General features: G+C 60.4%; 13 protein-coding genes and 2 pseudogenes. 5 read left to right on the top strand and 10 right to left on the bottom strand.

Annotated features, from left to right (window positions below):
- Positions 1-18: 18 nt before the first annotated feature.
- The 3 genes from ACTJKL_RS18575 to ACTJKL_RS18565 form a co-directional block, all read right to left on the bottom strand.
- The gene (locus ACTJKL_RS18575) at positions 19-645 is read right to left on the bottom strand and encodes a hypothetical protein (protein WP_338278321.1); all 627 of its coding nucleotides are present in this window, start codon (positions 643-645) and stop codon (positions 19-21) included.
- A gap of 69 nt (positions 646-714) precedes the next feature.
- The gene (locus tag ACTJKL_RS18570; RefSeq protein ID WP_100669451.1) at positions 715-1,305 is read right to left on the bottom strand and encodes a TetR/AcrR family transcriptional regulator; all 591 of its coding nucleotides are present in this window, start codon (positions 1,303-1,305) and stop codon (positions 715-717) included.
- 55 nt (positions 1,306-1,360) lie between these two features.
- Complete coding sequence (locus tag ACTJKL_RS18565) at positions 1,361-2,188, bottom strand: oxidoreductase (RefSeq protein WP_440853496.1); 828 nt, start codon at positions 2,186-2,188, stop codon at positions 1,361-1,363.
- A 93-nt stretch (positions 2,189-2,281) separates the two neighbouring features.
- Between ACTJKL_RS18565 and ACTJKL_RS18560 the strand changes: the two genes are divergently transcribed.
- Together ACTJKL_RS18560 and ACTJKL_RS18555 are read left to right on the top strand one after the other, a co-directional pair.
- Complete coding sequence (locus tag ACTJKL_RS18560) at positions 2,282-3,193, top strand: AraC family transcriptional regulator (protein WP_440853495.1); 912 nt, start codon at positions 2,282-2,284, stop codon at positions 3,191-3,193.
- Positions 3,194-3,483: 290 nt separating this feature from the next.
- Positions 3,484-3,609: a hypothetical protein gene (locus tag ACTJKL_RS18555; protein WP_437408271.1), complete on the top strand. Its 126-nt coding sequence runs from the start codon at positions 3,484-3,486 to the stop codon at positions 3,607-3,609.
- A gap of 278 nt (positions 3,610-3,887) precedes the next feature.
- Here ACTJKL_RS18555 and ACTJKL_RS18550 read toward each other — a convergent pair whose 3' ends face one another.
- Genes ACTJKL_RS18550 through ACTJKL_RS18535 form a run of 4 tightly spaced genes read right to left on the bottom strand, consistent with a single transcriptional unit; the run spans position 3,888 to position 5,680 of the window.
- Positions 3,888-4,397, bottom strand: coding sequence for a hypothetical protein (locus ACTJKL_RS18550; RefSeq protein ID WP_324762975.1), 510 nt, complete (start codon positions 4,395-4,397; stop codon positions 3,888-3,890).
- Positions 4,394-4,882, bottom strand: coding sequence for a TspO/MBR family protein (locus ACTJKL_RS18545; protein WP_440853520.1), 489 nt, complete (start codon positions 4,880-4,882; stop codon positions 4,394-4,396). Before ACTJKL_RS18545 ends, ACTJKL_RS18550 begins: the two co-directional genes overlap by 4 nt.
- Before the next feature lie 58 nt (positions 4,883-4,940).
- Positions 4,941-5,165 carry a DUF378 domain-containing protein gene (locus ACTJKL_RS18540; RefSeq protein WP_411933392.1) on the bottom strand — a complete coding sequence of 75 codons (225 nt, stop codon included), beginning with the start codon at positions 5,163-5,165 and terminating at the stop codon, positions 4,941-4,943.
- Between the two features lie 29 nt (positions 5,166-5,194).
- Positions 5,195-5,680, bottom strand: a complete 486-nt coding sequence (locus tag ACTJKL_RS18535; protein WP_440853494.1) for a fasciclin domain-containing protein — start codon at positions 5,678-5,680, stop codon at positions 5,195-5,197.
- Between the two features lie 160 nt (positions 5,681-5,840).
- Between ACTJKL_RS18535 and ACTJKL_RS18530 the strand changes: the two genes are divergently transcribed.
- Positions 5,841-6,425: a helix-turn-helix domain-containing protein gene (locus ACTJKL_RS18530; protein ID WP_440853493.1), complete on the top strand. Its 585-nt coding sequence runs from the start codon at positions 5,841-5,843 to the stop codon at positions 6,423-6,425.
- A 190-nt stretch (positions 6,426-6,615) separates the two neighbouring features.
- Here ACTJKL_RS18530 and ACTJKL_RS18525 read toward each other — a convergent pair whose 3' ends face one another.
- The 3 genes and pseudogenes from ACTJKL_RS18525 to ACTJKL_RS18515 form a co-directional block, all read right to left on the bottom strand.
- Positions 6,616-8,661 carry an ATP-binding protein gene (locus tag ACTJKL_RS18525; protein ID WP_440853519.1) on the bottom strand — a complete coding sequence of 682 codons (2,046 nt, stop codon included), beginning with the start codon at positions 8,659-8,661 and terminating at the stop codon, positions 6,616-6,618.
- Positions 8,645-10,153, bottom strand: coding sequence for an ATPase domain-containing protein (locus tag ACTJKL_RS18520; RefSeq protein ID WP_440853492.1), 1,509 nt, complete (start codon positions 10,151-10,153; stop codon positions 8,645-8,647). The genes ACTJKL_RS18525 and ACTJKL_RS18520 overlap by 17 nt, the downstream gene beginning before the upstream one ends.
- Positions 10,154-10,369: 216 nt before the next feature.
- Positions 10,370-10,459 (bottom strand): annotated as a pseudogene (locus ACTJKL_RS18515) (LysR family transcriptional regulator); the annotation flags it as partial.
- Positions 10,460-10,461: 2 nt separating this feature from the next.
- Between ACTJKL_RS18515 and ACTJKL_RS18510 the strand changes: the two are divergent.
- Both ACTJKL_RS18510 and chrA read left to right on the top strand, forming a co-directional pair.
- A pseudogene (locus ACTJKL_RS18510) lies at positions 10,462-10,655 on the top strand (sulfurtransferase); the annotation flags it as partial.
- Positions 10,615-12,078: a chromate efflux transporter gene (gene chrA, locus ACTJKL_RS18505; protein ID WP_440853491.1), complete on the top strand. Its 1,464-nt coding sequence runs from the start codon at positions 10,615-10,617 to the stop codon at positions 12,076-12,078. The pseudogene ACTJKL_RS18510 and the gene chrA, both read left to right, overlap by 41 nt.
- The last annotated feature ends 202 nt before the right edge of the window (positions 12,079-12,280 follow it).

Below are 12,280 nucleotides of genomic sequence, written 5' to 3'. Positions count from 1 at the left end.
GGCCAGCGACGGCGTGGCTTACATGGGCGGAACCACGCCATTCTTGCCGACAACCACCTGATGGGCGATGGGGCCGGTTGCAGCCTTTTCGGCAGTGATGAAGACGACGGCGCCAGGCACAAGATCGCCCTTGGCCGCCGCAGCAATGGTCACGACAGGCGTGCCGTCCGGAATGGCGATCTTCTTTTCCTTGCCGTGATAGGTCACGGTAACGGTCCGGCCATCGACGCCTTTGACCGCATCCGCGACCGTCGCATTCGTCATGCTGCTGTCGGGCTTGAGATCCCAGCCGTAGCTGCCCTCGCCAAGGCCTTTCATCGCCGGAGGGAAGATCAGGACTTCGAGTGCGCCATCGCCACCGCCCGCCTTTGGCAAGGATGCGATGCCGACAAAATCGCCCGGCTTGATGTCGGTCACCTTGGCTTCCGCGACACTCGCGACCTTCCAGTCGTCGGCAAACGCGACGTCGACGGTCTCACCCTCGCGGGTTTTCACCCTCAGTGTGGAGCCCGCATAGGTGACGATGCTGCCGCGCACGTGGATCGGCACGGCTTTCTTATCCTCGGCATGGGCGGGTGCCGCAAAGGCTGTCATGGAAAGGATGCCCGTCAGGCCGAGAGCTAGGGTAGCGAAAAACGTCTTCATATTATTCTTCCTACTAGTTGGTAGTTTCGTTGGATGCGATTATGCCTGAGGAGCGTAGCGACCGCAGGATCAGTGAGAGACTGTGGGCGTAAGACGATGGAGAGCAGGTTCGAGTATCATCGAGAATACTTCCGGTTTCCCGTAGGCTCTGGCCGACAGCATCGCCCCATAAACCGTCGCCAGAAATGCTTCGGCTTCGACGTGAGGCTCGCTGGCGAGGGTGAGGGTCCCTTGCCTGGAGCCACGCTCCATCACTGTCGCCAGCCAAGTAGAGATGAAGCGGAAGAATGCCGTCACCTCCTTTGCGACCTCCGGCGGCAGAGACGGCAGCTCGCTGGCAAGCAGCGCACAGACGCAGTACGGCCTGCTAGCATCCTCAATGCATTTGGCCCAGTGGTTTGCATAAACCTTGAGGATGTCGAATGCATCCGGAACGTTCCGCTCAAGGACTGCCACGGTTGCCTGGCCATCTTCGCGGTATCGCTTGACCAGTTCACGCACCAGATCGACCTTGCTGGGAAAATGGTGGTGAATACTAGCCTTACGAATCCCGACCACCTCTGAGATATCGGCGTAGCTGAAGCCATTGTAGCCGCCGCTCATGAGAAGATTTCGAGCGGAAGCCAGGATGTCGTCGGAGGTCGTAGAAAGATTGCTCATGCCGCCTGTCTACCTTCTAGTAGGCAGACGGTCAAGAACAGAATATCGCCTCGCGTCAGCCGTCGGTCGAGACCGTCACATCCTTCCACGCCTCGACTTCCTGTTGCAGACGCTCAATCCGTGCCGTCACATGCCTCAGCGCATCGCTGCCAAGAAGAAGTTGCGGCGGGGGATTGTCGGACTCGATGAGGGTCAGAACCGCAGCGGCCAGCTTTTGCGGATTGCCGAGCTGCTTGCCGCTCACGGCCTGACGCGCCTCGCGGATCGGATCAAACAGGCTATCGTAATCCGCAATGGAACGTTCCGTGCGGATCATGGATCGACCTGCCCAGTCTGTTCGAAACGAGCCGGGGCAAAGCGTCGTTACGTGGACGCCAAACGGCGCCATTTCCGAGCGCATGACCTCCGAAATGCCCTGCAGTGCAAACTTGCTGCCGCAGTAATAGGCGATGCCGGGCATGGTGATCATGCCGCCCATCGAGGTGACGTTGACGATAAAGCCGCTGCGGCGCTTCCGGAACCTCGGAAGAAACGCCTTGGCCACCGCGACGGCGCCGAACACATTCACGTCGAACTGGCGGCGCATCTCTTCGATGGGCGATTCCTCGAGTACACCCTCGTGCCCGTATCCCGCATTGTTGATCAGCACATCGACTGGACCGTGATCGTCCTCCGCTTGCTGAACCACGGCGGGGATGCGATCGAAATAGGTGACGTCGCAAAGGACCGGGTGAAGCGGCGGAAGGCTCTTTGCCAAAGCTTCGCGCGAAGCTTCAGAGCGGACGGTCCCGACAACCTTATGGCCAGCCTCGATTGCGGCAGTGGCAATTGCCAGTCCAAAGCCCGAGTTCGCCCCCGTGATAAAGAAGGTCTTTTGCGACATTTCTGAAACTCCTTGATTAACCGTCGATGTGACAGATAATCTGGAAATTTAGCGAATTCGATTGCGGATTATTTCAGATTCTTGCCAAATCCTATGAATGAAGAAAAACAGCTATCAGGACATGACCGGCTCATAGCACTCGCCGGGCAACTCGCACCCCGCCTCGGGTATAACAAAACAGCGCTCCATTGTGTGCGTATCCTGCGCACGGAGGCGGTGCTCAACGACATTCCCGTTCTTTATAAGCCAGGCGCTGTGTTCGTATTGCAGGGGAGCAAACATGGCATGCTAGATGGGGAAATCTACCTCTACGACGAGGACCACTATCTTGCCGTCTCGGTGCCCGTTCCCTTCCGGATGACGTCTACGGCCAGTCCACAGCGGCCACTGCTGGCAATCTATCTGGAGTTCAACATGCAGATGGCGGCTGAGATCGCCATGCAGCTCGAAAAACTCGCCAATCCTGTAACCACCAGGCCGAGGGGGCTCTACTCCAGCAGAATGGATAGCAGTACAGAAGACGTCCTGCAGCGCTTGCTGATGGCACTCGGAAGCCCGGTCGAGGTCGCCGTACTTGGAGACTCCATCCTGCGTGAACTGCATTACCGGGTCATGTCGGGCCCGCAAGGTGGCGCAGTGATCGCGGCCCTGCAGCGGAAAGGGACGTCGGGAAAGCTGGTCGAGAGCGTGGCTTGGCTACGGGACAATTACGCAGGCGAAATTGCCGTCGCGGATCTCGCCAAAGCCGTGGGAATGAGCGTCCCTTCGTACCACGTTCATTTCAAAGACCTAACGGGCTCAAGTCCGATGCAATATGTCAAAGCTCTGCGGCTCCATGAGGCAAGGCTGATGATCGCCCGCCAGACAGGAACAATCGCGGAGGTGGCGGCTTCAGTTGGCTATGTCAGCCCAGCGCAACTCAGCCGCGACTTCAAACGGCATTTCGGGCGAACCGCATCGGAAGAGGTGAAGTGGGTCCAGCATCACCTAGGAGAACAGGTTTGACGGTCGCCTCTGAGGACTCCGCAGGCCGGCCGGTGGCGCAAGAGGGCACAGAGCTCCGCTTCATGTCAATGCTTAGGCGCTGATGCCGCCGTTGACGAGAATGCCCGAGGCAGCACCGGGGCCGGTGAGGAAGGCGACCGCCTCTGCGACTTCCCTGGTTTTTCCGTATCGAGCAATCGACAGGCTCGGCAGGATAGCAGGTGCGAGAGCACCATCGGCAGGGGTACCTCCTGGGGGTTTACCTCTAGGTTACAACAGGGAGAAGACCTAGCCCGACCGGGAGGACGTCCTTGACGATAACGCTCCTAACACTGCCGTGTGAGTTGGATGTCCGCTCCTGGGGACTGGCAGCGGATGTCGGAACGGCTGTAATGGAGCGCGAAGCGGCCATCCGCGCGGTGGCCGCGGTAGCGTAAACTTCAGCCCGAAAGCGGAAATTATTTCCGCTTCAGACCCGTGTTGACTGATGCCCAAAGCCTGGGCACAAAAGTGGCATCCACGGTCGCTCGCTATGGGAAAACAGAGGGAATTTCAAAGCTTTTATTTAAAGCCGTTGATCGGATTTGGCGACACCCCGCAGATGCCATACGAGACAGACAGCATCGATCGCATGATCGTCGCCCAGTCGTGTGGCGGGTGACCACCTTGTGAAAAATGCAGAGGCTCCGGGCGTTTTTGAGCACCGGCATAAAAGTCAAATCGAACGGCTGTCATATGCCCAATGCAGCAGAGCCTGGCGCTGACGCGGCCGGCACCAGCAATCCCCAGGCTCGCAGGCTCGGCGAAGCTGAGCGACATGGCGGCGAATAGCTTTCCAACGGGCGATCTGTCTCTCGTCCTCGCCGGGCATGCGACGTCCTTGGTGATACCGGCAGTACCACTGGAACCAGCCACGCGGATCGTCGGAATGTATCCATCCCTTGGCTCGCCAGACGCTCAGCGGTTGGCTGGCGTCGACACCGAACCAGTTGAGTGATGGATCTTTGCGAAGCGGCGACAGCCGGGCCTCTGCAAACCAGCTGTTGGGGAATTCGTTACGGCAGTCGGTCATGTACTTGCCACCGAACACGCCGAGCGCAAGCATCTCGGCGGGTGTCAAGTCTGGCTGGAAATCGGGATGAAAGTCACGGCCAACGGGTGCAACGAGAGCGTACCGGTAGCCTTGCTGCATCCGATCATTCACGAGGATCCATCGGGTTCTCATCGGGCGCCCTGCAACATTGGCTTCGAGCGGTTGCGCCGCCAGATCGACATGTTAAGTGCCGCCGCAAAACTCACCCAGGCGAGGTAAGGAGCCAGCAGCAAGGCAGCCACCGCATTCACGGGGTAAAACACTATAATTGTCGCGAGGATCGCGGCCCAAAGCAAGACGATCGCCACCACGGCCAGCCCGGGTCGGTGAAGTCCAAAAAAGATCGGCGTCCACGCGGCATTGAGCAGAAGTTGCACTGCATAGACACCTAGAGGCAGTACTGCGCCGGCAATGCCTGCCTCAATCAGTACGAGCCAGCCCGACAGTCCGATCGATGCATAGAGAACGGTCCAGACCGGAGCGAACAGCCAATCGGGCGGGCGCCATCTTGGCTTGTCGAGCTGCTGGTACCAGGCGCCCGGCCTGAAGATCACGCCGGGAGCCGCCGCAGCAAAGCTCGCAACCTCGAAGACGGCCAGCAGAAGGAGGGAGGACATGTCCATCGGCAAAAGATGAAGGGAGCCGCCGACGAGGAAAGCGGGTCCCTCCCAAGTCCTATCGGTTCTGCCCGGCAGCGAAATTGCCGGAGCCCATCGTAGAAAAGAGGGGGATGATCTGCCAGGCGGCCGACAGCCCCACCAGGATGTAAACGATCCGGGCGAGCCCCGAGCCAGCCCCAAGGATCGCGGCCACGAGGTCGAAGCTGAATAATCCGACCAGCCCCCAGTTCAGGCCACCTACGATCAGGAGGATGAGAGTGAAAACGTTGATTAACTTCATGGTTCTTCTCCAGGTCGAGGGATGAAAGGTCAGCCCTCCGGCGGCATGATCACCTCGTCGATGACGTGGATGACCCCGTTCGAGGCAGCAATGTCGGCAGCAGTGACGGCGGCGTCGTTGACCTTTACGGTGGAGCCCTCGACTTCGATGTCGATCATTTTGCCATTTACCGACTTCGCTTGGTCGAGACCGGCCACGTCCGCGGCCATCACCTTCCCCGCGACCACATGGTAGGTGAGGATGGCAGTAAGCTTTTGCTTGTTCTCCGGCTTCAGCAGGTTTTCGACGGTACCGGCCGGCAACTTGGCGAAAGCTTCATCGGTGGGAGCAAAGACCGTGAACGGACCAGCCCCTTTGAGAGTGGCGACCAGACCTGCCGCCTCGAGCGCTGCAGCCAGCGTCTCGAATTGACCCGCCGCAATGGCGGTGTCGACGACGTCCTTCTCCGCGGCGAACGCGCTGACGCTGCTTCCGAGCGTGATCGCTGCCGCGAACAAAAGGCTTCTCAACTTCATGGCAATCTCCTCTCGATCAGGGGTGCGAAATGCACCGCACCTTTTCATGTGGAGCAAACGGTTTTTCTTTCTACTCAAATTTTCGTGAAAAGAACGCCAATTCTCTTGTGAAGATAATTCTCGTTGTGATAGTTTTACGACATGAAAAGGAGTTTGAGACGTGCTCTCTGACACGCTGTCCAATGAGCTCCAGCGCTACGCGATCGGCCCTCGTATCAAGGCACTGCGTCTGAGGAAGAAGCTGGGGCTGGTGCAGTTGGCCGGGCACACGGGGCTCTCGCCTGCGATGCTCTCGAAGATCGAGCGCGGGCAGATGTTTCCAACGCTGCCCACGCTGCTTCGGATCGCTATGGTTTTCGGCGTCGGCCTCGACCACTTTTTCAATGCCGACAAGGAGGAGCCGCTCATCGCGGTCGTCCGAAAGCGGCAGCGTCTCAAACTTCCAAGCCCGCCGGGCGAAAAGACCCCCGCCTTTCTATTCGAAAGCCTGGACTATCCCGCTTCCGACCGCCGCATGGAGTCGTTCTACGCCGAGTTTCCGGTCGATGCGCCGCCGTCAGAGCCGCATCAACATGGCAGCGCCGAGTTCATCTACGTGCTCAGCGGTCGGCTTATAGTCAATGTGGATGGCAAGGAGGCAGCGCTGGATACCGGGGACACTGTGTATTTCGACTCTAGCGTTCCGCATAGTTACCGCCGTGAAGGCGGGGAAATGTCAACGGCTATCGTTGTGACTTCTTCATAGGCGGCCGTCGACTGAATACTCCAGAAACTCATCCCCATGGATTGCCAACATAAGGATTCACGGAGGCCGGAAGCTGCCGGTCTGCTATGGACAGGCGATCCCAAGGAGCTGCTGCGGTGCGCGACCGCAACCATGGGATCGGGCTCATGCCCTAAAGGTCACGCCTGTGACAGTTCGTACTGTCGAGAAGCTACAATAGCTTTCCAAGCATGTGAGCCAATTGGTCCTGGGAATACGGCTTTGGCAACCTGGCCACGTCGATTTCCACGCCCGACGGTAAGTCCGCGTAGCCAGAGGCCAGCACGATGGGTAACCCCGGCATACGGTCACGCGCCGCTTTCGCCAGTTCCGCTCCCGTCATGCCCGGCATCGAGTAGTCCGTGATTAACAGGTCGAAGGTGGCCCCGCCATCGATCAAGGCGAGCGCCTCCTTTCCTGAATAGGCCTCCACGACCTCGTGGCCGAGGTCAGCCAGCATGTCAGCCGAACTCATGGCAATCAGGACGTCGTCGTCGACGAGAAGGATCCGCTTGGGGCCGGCTTCATTCCGAGGGCCTACTGCCGCGACCTCCTGCTTTTTTTCGTGACTCTCGGATGTCGACACCGGAATCCATAGTTCCGCAGTGGTCCCCTGACCAAGGGCGCTTGTCAGCTTCAACCGACCGTCCAACTGCAAGGCCAGTCCGTGAACCATGGAAAGACCGAGGCCTGTGCCCTTGCCGAGTTCCTTGGTGGAAAAGAACGGCTCGATCGCCTTCTCTAGAGTTGCTGCGTCCATGCCTTGGCCCTGGTCGATAACCGACAGGAGGACATAGCGTCCGGGTGCAAGGGATTCCGATACCGCGGGCTGCTCCGCTTCCTTCAGCTCGATCCGGATCGTTCCGCCATCCGGCATCGCGTCGCGGGCATTGACGGCCAGGTTGAGGAGGGCGAGCTCCACCTGGTTGGCATCGGCCGACACGGGCGGCAGGCGCTCCGGAACGGCCACCTCTATGGCGATCCGGGATCCGACCGAGCGCTGCAAAAGATCCTCCATCTCTGTCACGAGTCCGGCGAGGTTTACCGGGCCCACCTGAAGGTCCTGCCTGCGGGCGAAGGCAAGCAGCCGCTGGGTGAGCGACGCCCCGCGCTGTGCGCCCTGCAAGGCTCCGTCGATCAGCCGCGTAGCCTTCGCATCGCCGGCTACATGCTTTCGGATGAGTTCAAGGTTGCCGAGCACCGCCATCAGGAGATTGTTGAAGTCGTGCGCCACTCCGCCGGTGAGCTGGCCGATCGCTTCCATCTTCTGCGCGTGGCGAAGCTGCTCCTCGGCCCGTTCCCGCTGACTGACCTCCGCCAGCACGAGCCTGTGCGCCTCTTGCAGCTCGCGAGTCCGCTCCGCCACGCGTTCCTCGAGCATCTCGTTGAGATGCCGCTGCTGTTCTTCGGCCTGCAGGCGCTCGGTTATGTCGGCTGAAACCCCGACCAGCTTGATCGGCCGCCCGGTGCGGTCCCGGTGGAGTTGCGCGCGGATTTCAGCGCCGTGCACAGAGCCGTCAGGCCAGACGGTCCGGTAGGCGATGGCATAGTCGGCCCCCGTTTCAATCGTGTTGCGCACCGCCTCCGTCATGCGTGCCAGGTCATCCGGGTGGATCGCTTGCAGCAAGTCCTCGTAGGTGAAGCCGTCCTCCGGCGAGCGGCCGAAGATTTCCCTGCAGGTGGGCGAGGTGGTCAAGCCGTTTGTGGCGAGATCGAGTTCCCAAGCCCCGAGGCGGCCGGCCTCCAGCGCCGTTTGAAGGCGGCGTTCCCCTTCGTCCAGTGCCTCCATACGGGCACTCGCCTCGTATTGCCGGCGTCGCGCGCGCATCGCGGAACGCGCGACGCTGATGAATGTCGTCGGGTGGAAGGGCCGCTCGACGAAACTGACATTGCCGAGGACTTCCGATAGTCGGGCGGCGGCTGGGTTTCGCTCAGGACCACCGCCGCGCGCGGTGAGTATGATGAAGGGAAGGTCGGACCAACTCGGCTGCGTCTCGATCCACGAGACAAGCGGACGCAGGTCGACCGACCGCAACGCCTCTTCCGTCATCACGGCGAAGGCGGCGTTCTCGTTCAAATCCACCACCAGCGCGTCCAGGGTCGAGGCAATTTTCGCAGCCAAGCCCGCTTCCTGCAGCAACGCCGCCGCAATCTGCCCGTCGCGGCCCAGCGGGGCGTGGATCAGGCCAAACACATCTCGCTCAGGAATGGGTGCCATCCTCGTCAAGTGTTTGCAAAAGGGGCTGTCGGTCTCCCACGAAAACAGGAACACCACGCAGGACTCCCTGGAACCCGGAAAGTGGTTCGCCGAGCGTCAACCCCTTTGTTCCGATCTTGTATTCGCGGATCGTATCCTCGTGTTGTCCGGTGCGCTTCTTGATCACCGAGATCGCCCGGCGAACCCGACCCTCCGCCTCGAAGTAGCGCAGCAGGATGACCGTATCTGCAAGGTACGTCACGTCCACCGGCGACTTCATGTCGCCGACGAGGCCGTGCTGCGCGACAGTGATAAAGGTGTTGGCGCCCTGCCTGTTCAAATATTGCAGCAGCTCATGCATGTGCAGGATAAGTGCGTTCTCCTCAGGCATCGCAGCCTGATAGCCGTTGATGCTGTCAATGACGACTGTCTTGGCGTCGAAACTGGCTACCCTGCCCCTTACGCGCTGTGCGAACTCGCCGGGTGACAGTTCGGCGGCGTCGAGCTGTTCGATGTGGATCAGGCCCTCCTCGCGCAGGGCCTCCAGGTCGAGCCCCATCTCCTTCGTGCGGGCAAACAGCAGCCCCAGTTCCTCGTCGAAGACGAAGATCGCCGCCCGCTCGCCGCGCCGGATCGCAGCCTCTACGAACTGAAGTGCAAACAGGCTCTTGCCGGTGCCGGCAGGGCCGATCAGCAGCGTGCTGGAGCCGCGTGCGATACCGCCGCCGAGGAGATCGTCGAATTCACTGATGCCGCTCGCCAGTACGGTCCGCTGAAAGCCCGACCTGTGCTCCGAGGCGCGCAGCCGCGGGAAGACCGCCACGCCGCCGGTCTTGATGATGAAGTCATGATAGCCACCGCGGAACGCCTGCCCCCGATATTTGAGAACCCGCAACCGGCGACGCTCAGACCCGTAGTCCGGAGCAAGCTGCTCAAGGTGGATGACACCATGCACCACGCTATGGACAGTCTTGTCCATGGCGTCGGAGGTCATGTCGTCGAGAAGCAGAACTGTTGCGTCCGAGCGCGAGAAAAAGTGCTTCAGCGCAAGGATCTGGCGGCGGTAGCGCAGCGAACTCTGGGCCAGCAGCCGGATCTCCGAGAGGCTGTCGATCACCACCCGATGGGGTTTCACCCGCTCGAAGGCTTCGAAGATAAGCTTTGTGGTCTCCCCGAGCTCCAGGTCGGAGGAGTACAGGAGGCTTTGCTGCTGGTCGGCATCAAGAAGGCTTTCCGGCGGAACGAGCTCAAAAATCTCGACCTGATCGCCGATGTCCTTCCCATGCGAGAGGGCACTGTCGCGCAGTTCCTCTTCGGTTTCCGAAAGCGTTATGTAGAGACAGCGCTCGCCAATGCTGGCGCCTTCGAGGAGGAACTGCAATGCGACCGTCGTCTTCCCCGAACCGGGAGCCCCTTCGAGCAGGAAGACGTGGCGGCGTGAGAGCCCGCCGGACAGAATGTCGTCGAGGCCCTCCACCCCGGTCTTCGCTTTTGCACTTGAACTGTCTGTCATACATCCTCCATGGCGGCCTATGAAGTAGAGTAAACGCGCTGGTTTCCTAGAGGAGAAGACGTTGAAACCGGGAGATTCGTTCCGCCATCGCAGCCAAACTCAGCCGGAGCGGCGAGCAGTCGTGGGCGTCCGTTGAGCTTGAGGCAGAGCGGTCGGTTCCAGAGTGGCAGCAGGTGAGGTGACGCCGCAGCAGGTCGTTGGCGCAATTTCGCGTCTCCCCAAACGAACGCCGGCATCGAAGCGCTTCTCCACGATGTTGCGCATCCCGTTTTCGCTGTAGAGCTCCACCTTGATGTCAGGGTAATCCGGCGCCGATACGGCGCCTCGATCTTTCTCCGCAAGCACCGGGCCTTCTCGCCGCATCGCTGCGGTTGTCGCGCATGAACGCGGGCGACGATGAACAAGTTGAGGCAGGCTTACTTCCGTACGACGCCCTCTATCGTGGTGCCGTGACGCGACTGATGAGATACACAAATGGCTGTTGCCGAAGAAGGGAGCGTGAATTGACCGAAACTGCAAAGAACACGACCACATCGGCTCAAGGTCAGGCTTTGAGCCACGGTATTTCCTTTGGCGAGGCGCTCCGGGTCTGGGCACGCGTGGCGGCTTTGAGCTTCGGTGGCCCAGCCGGGCAGATTGCGATGATGCACCGCATCATTGTCGAGGAGAAGCGCTGGATTGGCGAGACCCGATTTCTGCATGCGCTGAACTATTGCACTCTACTGCCAGGGCCGGAGGCACAGCAGCTAGCCATCTATATCGGCTGGCTCATGCACAAGACCAAGGGCGGTCTGGTTGCAGGGGCCCTATTCGTACTCCCCGGCGCCGTTGCCATCATGGTGCTGAGCTGGATCTACGCCCTCTTCGGAAATGTCGGCGCCGTTCAGGCGCTGTTCTTCGGATTGAAAGCCGCGGTTCTGGCGATCGTGCTCGAAGCGGTTCTTCGTATCGGCCGTCGGGCTCTCAGGAACAGCACCATGATAGCCCTTGCTGCCGGGGCATTCATCGCGCTTTTCCTGTTCCGCGCCCCCTTCCCACTGGTCGTCCTCGCTGCGGGTCTCATCGGCTTTGTCGGCGGTCGAGCCGGCTGGGCTGCCTTTCAGGCGGGCAACGGACACGGAAAAGTCGGCAGCAGGCAAGTCGCTGATATCGAGACCGCGCTTGGCGAAGAGATTCCGCCCCATGCACGCCCCCCAATCAGTTGGTCGATCAAGGTTGCCGGTGTCGCTCTCTTTTTGTGGTTCGCTCCGGTGCTTGCACTTGCCGCGTTTTTTGGCCCAGGCAATGTCTTTACCGACATCTCGATCTTCTTTTCGAAGATGGCGATGGTCACCTTTGGCGGCGCCTATGCGGTTCTCTCCTATGTCGCTCAACAAGCCGTCGAGCACTATCATTGGCTGAAGCCCGGCGAGATGTTGGACGGCCTCGGCATGGCTGAGACGACGCCGGGCCCGTTGATCATGGTCACCCAGTTCGTGGGCTTCATGGGCGCCTACCGCGACCCCGGTCTGTTTCATCCGTTGCTCGCTGGCACGCTGGGCGCGCTGCTCACGACCTGGGTGACTTTCGTGCCCTGCTTTCTCTGGATTTTCCTCGGCGCGCCGTTCATGGAAACGATGCGCAGCAACAGGGCGCTGTCCGCCGCGCTGGCGGCAATCACCGCGGCGGTCGTCGGGGTCATCCTGAATCTGGCGATTTGGTTCGCGCTCCACGTGCTCTTTCGCGAACTCTATGAAGCGCGCGGATTCGGCATGACGGTCGATGTGCCGGTTCTGAGTTCCGTGAACCTGGCCTCTCTCCTTCTGACCGTCGGCGCGATGGTCGCGGTGTTCCGGTTCAAAATCGGCATGCTGACAGTCTTAGCCGGCTGCTCCCTCATCGGCCTTGTCTATGGATTGTTCATGGAGTGGATCCAGCTCCTGTAACGCGATCCGGCAGCGCTTCGACTCGCAGATCGATGTTCCGACGCATTCATCCTATGTCATTGCGGTCGTGACCGAGGCGGACGCGCCGCGGCCGCAAGCTCACCTGGTGCCGCGTAGTTCCTCGAAGACGTCGCTATAATCGCCGTACCCAGGCGCCCGGCATCAGGAACTCCGCCGCGGCTGGCCCGTTTTCATTCTGCCG

This window comes from Sinorhizobium sp. 22678, assembly GCF_052044265.1.
Lineage (GTDB): Bacteria > Pseudomonadota > Alphaproteobacteria > Rhizobiales > Rhizobiaceae > Sinorhizobium > Sinorhizobium meliloti_A.
The sequence above is the reverse complement of the archived record's forward strand: the minus strand, read 5'-3'. Positions and strand labels throughout refer to the sequence as shown.

Excerpts from the sequence above, each read along its gene's own strand:
- ACTJKL_RS18525 (WP_440853519.1), bottom strand. The coding sequence starts at position 8,661 with ATGGCACCCATTCCTGAGCGAGATGTGTTTGGCCTGATCCACGCCCCG.
- ACTJKL_RS18520 (WP_440853492.1), bottom strand. The coding sequence starts at position 10,153 with ATGACAGACAGTTCAAGTGCAAAAGCGAAGACCGGGGTGGAGGGCCTC.
- ACTJKL_RS18535 (WP_440853494.1), bottom strand. The coding sequence starts at position 5,680 with ATGAAGTTGAGAAGCCTTTTGTTCGCGGCAGCGATCACGCTCGGAAGC.
- ACTJKL_RS18575 (WP_338278321.1), bottom strand. The coding sequence starts at position 645 with ATGAAGACGTTTTTCGCTACCCTAGCTCTCGGCCTGACGGGCATCCTT.
- ACTJKL_RS18565 (WP_440853496.1), bottom strand. The coding sequence starts at position 2,188 with ATGTCGCAAAAGACCTTCTTTATCACGGGGGCGAACTCGGGCTTTGGA.
- ACTJKL_RS18550 (WP_324762975.1), bottom strand. The coding sequence starts at position 4,397 with ATGAGAACCCGATGGATCCTCGTGAATGATCGGATGCAGCAAGGCTAC.
- chrA (WP_440853491.1), top strand. The coding sequence starts at position 10,615 with ATGAGATACACAAATGGCTGTTGCCGAAGAAGGGAGCGTGAATTGACC.
- ACTJKL_RS18570 (WP_100669451.1), bottom strand. The coding sequence starts at position 1,305 with ATGAGCAATCTTTCTACGACCTCCGACGACATCCTGGCTTCCGCTCGA.
- ACTJKL_RS18540 (WP_411933392.1), bottom strand. The coding sequence starts at position 5,165 with ATGAAGTTAATCAACGTTTTCACTCTCATCCTCCTGATCGTAGGTGGC.
- ACTJKL_RS18560 (WP_440853495.1), top strand. The coding sequence starts at position 2,282 with ATGAATGAAGAAAAACAGCTATCAGGACATGACCGGCTCATAGCACTC.
- ACTJKL_RS18545 (WP_440853520.1), bottom strand. The coding sequence starts at position 4,882 with ATGTCCTCCCTCCTTCTGCTGGCCGTCTTCGAGGTTGCGAGCTTTGCT.